Source organism: Pseudomonadota bacterium, from assembly GCA_039815145.1.
In the GTDB taxonomy this organism is placed as follows: Bacteria; Pseudomonadota; Gammaproteobacteria; order Steroidobacterales; family JBCBZW01; genus JBCBZW01.
In genome coordinates, this window is sequence record JBCBZW010000245.1 from 1 (window position 1) to 3,802 (window position 3,802).

Annotated in this window: 4 protein-coding genes; 2 read left to right on the forward strand and 2 right to left on the reverse strand. The window is 66.5% G+C overall.

The window, feature by feature from the left end:
* Window positions 1-912, forward strand: a 912-nt coding sequence (locus AAF184_25165) for an MBL fold metallo-hydrolase (protein MEO0425647.1), incomplete at its 5' end; no start/stop codon positions are given.
* Between the two features lie 54 nt (window positions 913-966).
* Window positions 967-1,968 carry an acryloyl-CoA reductase gene (locus AAF184_25170; GenBank protein ID MEO0425648.1) on the forward strand — a complete coding sequence of 334 codons (1,002 nt, stop codon included), beginning with the start codon at window positions 967-969 and terminating at the stop codon, window positions 1,966-1,968.
* A gap of 7 nt (window positions 1,969-1,975) precedes the next feature.
* Here AAF184_25170 and AAF184_25175 read toward each other — a convergent pair whose 3' ends face one another.
* Both AAF184_25175 and AAF184_25180 read right to left on the reverse strand, forming a co-directional pair.
* Window positions 1,976-2,908 (reverse strand): alpha-E domain-containing protein, encoded by a 933-nt coding sequence (locus AAF184_25175; GenBank protein ID MEO0425649.1) that lies wholly within the window; start codon window positions 2,906-2,908, stop codon window positions 1,976-1,978.
* Between the two features lie 9 nt (window positions 2,909-2,917).
* A partial coding sequence (locus tag AAF184_25180; protein ID MEO0425650.1) for a circularly permuted type 2 ATP-grasp protein occupies window positions 2,918-3,802 on the reverse strand: 885 nt, incomplete at its 5' end.

Here is a 3,802-nt window from a genome sequence, read left to right on the forward strand (position 1 = left end):
ACCGCCGTGGACTCGGCCCTGATCCGGCCGGGCTTCGACGCGGTCCACGTCATCACCGACGGCGGGCGGGCCGCGATCGTGGATACGGGCACCGGACACTCGGTGCCCCACATCCTCGAGGCCCTGGGCGAACTCGGCATCGATCCGGCGGTGGTGGACTACGTGTTCGTCACCCACGTCCACCTCGACCATGCGGGGGGCGCGGGTGCCCTGCTGCCGTCCCTGCTCAACGCCAAGGTGGTCATACACCCGCGGGGCGCACGCCATCTGATCGAACCCAGCAAGCTGGTCGCTGGCAGCGTCGCCGTTTACGGCGAAGAACCATTCCGGCACATGTACGGGGATATCGCCCAGATCCCCGAGGATCGCGTTCATATCGCCGCTGATGGCGAACGCTTCCGCTTGGGTGGGCGCGACCTCGAGGCCATCCACACGGAGGGCCACGCCCGCCACCACTACTGCCTCGTCGATCACGACGCCCAGGCCATCTTCACGGGCGATACCTTCGGCGTGTCCTACCGTGAGCTGGACACGGCCAACGGCCCCTTCATCTTCCCCACCACCACGCCGGTGCACTTCGATCCGCCGGCCGCCCACGCCTCGATCGATCGCCTGCAGGCCTATCGCCCCCACGCGATGTTCCTCACCCACTACTCGCGGGTGGCGGAAGTGGATCGCCTCGCGCACGACCTCCATGTGTGCCTGGACGGCTTCGTCGCCCTGGCCACGGCCCACGCCGACGCCGCGGACCGTACGGCCCGCCTCGAGGCCGGGATGACCGACTTCCTGCACCAGCGCCTCGACGCCCATGGCTTCGATCGCGATGACGAGCGCCGCCTCGAACTGCTCGGACCGGACATCGGCCTCAACGTGCAGGGGCTGGAGGTCTGGCTGGCGCGCCGCGCACAATAGCGCCCTCGGCGGCGCGTCCGTCGCCGCCCGCCACCACCAAGCAGGAGCCCGTCCATGGGGGACAACGCCGACGCCGGCCAGTGCCGCGCCTTTCGTATCGCCGCACGCGGTGACGCCAACGTCGTGGAGTTGCCGATCGCCGACCTCACCCCTGGCGATGTGCTGATCCGCGTCGAGTACTCGAGCATCAACTACAAAGATGCCCTGGCAGCGACTGGCGCCTCGCCCATCCTGCGCACCTACCCCTTGAACGGTGGCATCGACGCGGCCGGCGAAGTGCTGAGCAGCGCCGACGAACGCTACGCGCCCGGCCAGAAGGTGGTGGTGACCGGTAGCGGCTTGAGCGAGACCCGCGACGGCGGCTACGCCACCCACCTGCGCATCGACGGCGACGAGGTCATCCCCCTGCCTGAAGGCGTCACGCCCTTCGAGGCGATGCAGCTGGGCACCGCGGGCTTCACCGCCGGCCTCGCCGTGCACCGCATGGAGCTCACCGGGCAAACGCCCGCCTTAGGTCCGATAGCAGTGTCCGGCGCCTCGGGCGGCGTGGGATCACTGGCGGTGGATATGTTGGCCGGCGCGGGCTACGAGGTGATGGCCCTGTCATCGAAGGCCGAGGCGGTGGACTGGCTCACGGGAATCGGCGCGAAGGATGTGCTGTCGCCGGCGGGCCTGGACCTGCCTGGCAAACCCCTGGAGGCGGCTCGTCTCGGCGGCGCCATCGATAACGTGGGCGGCGACCTCCTCGCGTGGATGATCGCCAGTACTGCTTACGGTGGCAGTGTGGCGAGCATCGGACTGGCAGCGAGCCACAAGCTCAGCACCACCGTCATGCCCTTCATTCTGCGCGGAGTCTCCCTGCTCGGCGTGAACTCCGTGGAGACACCTCGCGAGCTGCGCCTCGCTGTGTGGTCGCGGCTGTTCGGCGATCTGCGTCCGCGTCATCTCGATAAGATCGCCCACCGAACGGTGAGCTTCGACAACCTACCGAATGTGTTCGGTGCCTATATGGATGGCAAGGTCACCGGGCGGACGGTCGTCGCCATCGGCGACTGAGGGAATCCTAGCTCAGCTGCAGGTAGGTGGATTCGATGCGCGCGTGCAGGTCGGCTATCTCGATCTGCCGTTGATCGACGAAGCTGTGCAGATCTTCCGGGGCCATGCGCGCGAGATCCGCTTGTGCGACGCGCTCGAGAATCTCGTTGCAACTGCGCACCAAGGCTCGGCTGCGCGGCAGGCGTTGCAGCGCTGTGCGCGTCACGCCCGCACAGTAGGCGAAGGAACGCGGAAAGGCATCGTCCTTGACGACGAATTGAAGCACGGCCGTTTGCGTGAGGCGGCGCTGCTTGCGTCGCCTGATGCCGGTGCTGGCAGATAGAGCTGCCAGCACAGCACGCCACTGAGCTTGCTCTATCAGGAACTTGTCATCCGTATCGAGCATCATGAGGTTTACCGAGCGGACGTCGATCAAACGCGTCGTCATGTCTGCGCGCTCGAGGTTGCGACCGATACGAAGAAACTCGTAGGCCTCATCGTGCAGCATCGTGTTGGAGAGGGCGCCGGCGAAGGTGCCCGCTCGTTCGATAACGCCGTGTAGTCGCTCTGCCTGGCGGGTGCGTGAGAGATTCCCGGCGAGTTCGTTCGACGCGTAGAGGCACAGCTCGTTCAAGCACTCCCAGGCCTGGCGCGGCAGGATGTCGCGCAAGGTGCGGGCGTTCTCTCGCGCGGCGTTCAAGCTGCTTCGAATCGAGCCGGGGTTTTGCCGATCACTGATCAGGAAGCGGCTGACCGTGCGCTCCTCGACCTGCTCGTACTGCTCGCTGTAGAGGTCGTTGCTGCCGGTGATCACCACCAGCGTGCGCCAGCCGTCCTGATGACGCATGGGTAGGTCGAGCATCATGCGCGTATTGGCCTGGATCAGGCGCGCCGTGTTCTCGGCCCGTTCCACGTAGCGCGCCATCCAGTAGACGCGCTCTGCTACCTTAGAAAGAAGCATTCCAATGTCCTAGGAATCATCCACGATCCAGGTGTCCTTACTACCGCCACCCTGGGAGGAGTTCACCACGGTGGAACCCTCCACCAAGGCCACGCGGGTGAGGCCACCGGCGGTCACCCACTGGTCCGCGCCACTCAGAATGAAGGGCCGCAGGTCGAGGTGTCTCGGCGCCGCATCCAGGTCGATGATGGTGGGTGCGGTGGAGAGCTTCAGCATCGGCTGGGCGACGAAGTTGCGCGGGTTGCTGCGGATCTTGCGTGCGAACTGCTCGCGCTCGGCCTTGGTCGACTGGGGGCCGATGAGCATGCCGTAGCCGCCCGACTCGCTCACCGGCTTCACCACCAGGTCCTCCAGGTGCTCCAGCACGTGGTCGCGCTCGGCCTTCAGGTGGCAGCGGAAGGTGGGCACCACGGGCAGGATCGGGTCCTGGTCGAGGTAGTAGCGGATGATGGCGTCGCTGTAGGTGTACACCAGCTTGTCGTCGGCGACGCCGCAGCCGGGGGCGTTGGCGATCGCCACCTTGCCCGCGCGCCAGGCGCGCATGAGGCCGGCGGCGCCGAGCACGGAGTCCTCGCGGAACACCTCCGGGTCCATGAACAGATCGTCGATGCGGCGGTAGATCACGTGCACGCGGTCGAGACCGCCGATCGTGCGCACGAACACCTCGTCGTTGTCGTCGACCACCAGGTCCTTGCCCTCGACCAGGTAGGCGCCCATCTCCTGAGCCAGGAACGAGTGCTCGAAGTAAGCGGAGTTGTAGATGCCCGGGGTGAGCACGGCGACGGTGGGGTCTTCCACGTCGGGCACGAGCGAGGCCAGGGTATCGAACAGGCGCGTGGGGTAGTCGTCCACGGGCCGGATGAGGTAGTCCTCGAACAGCTCCGGGAAGGTGCG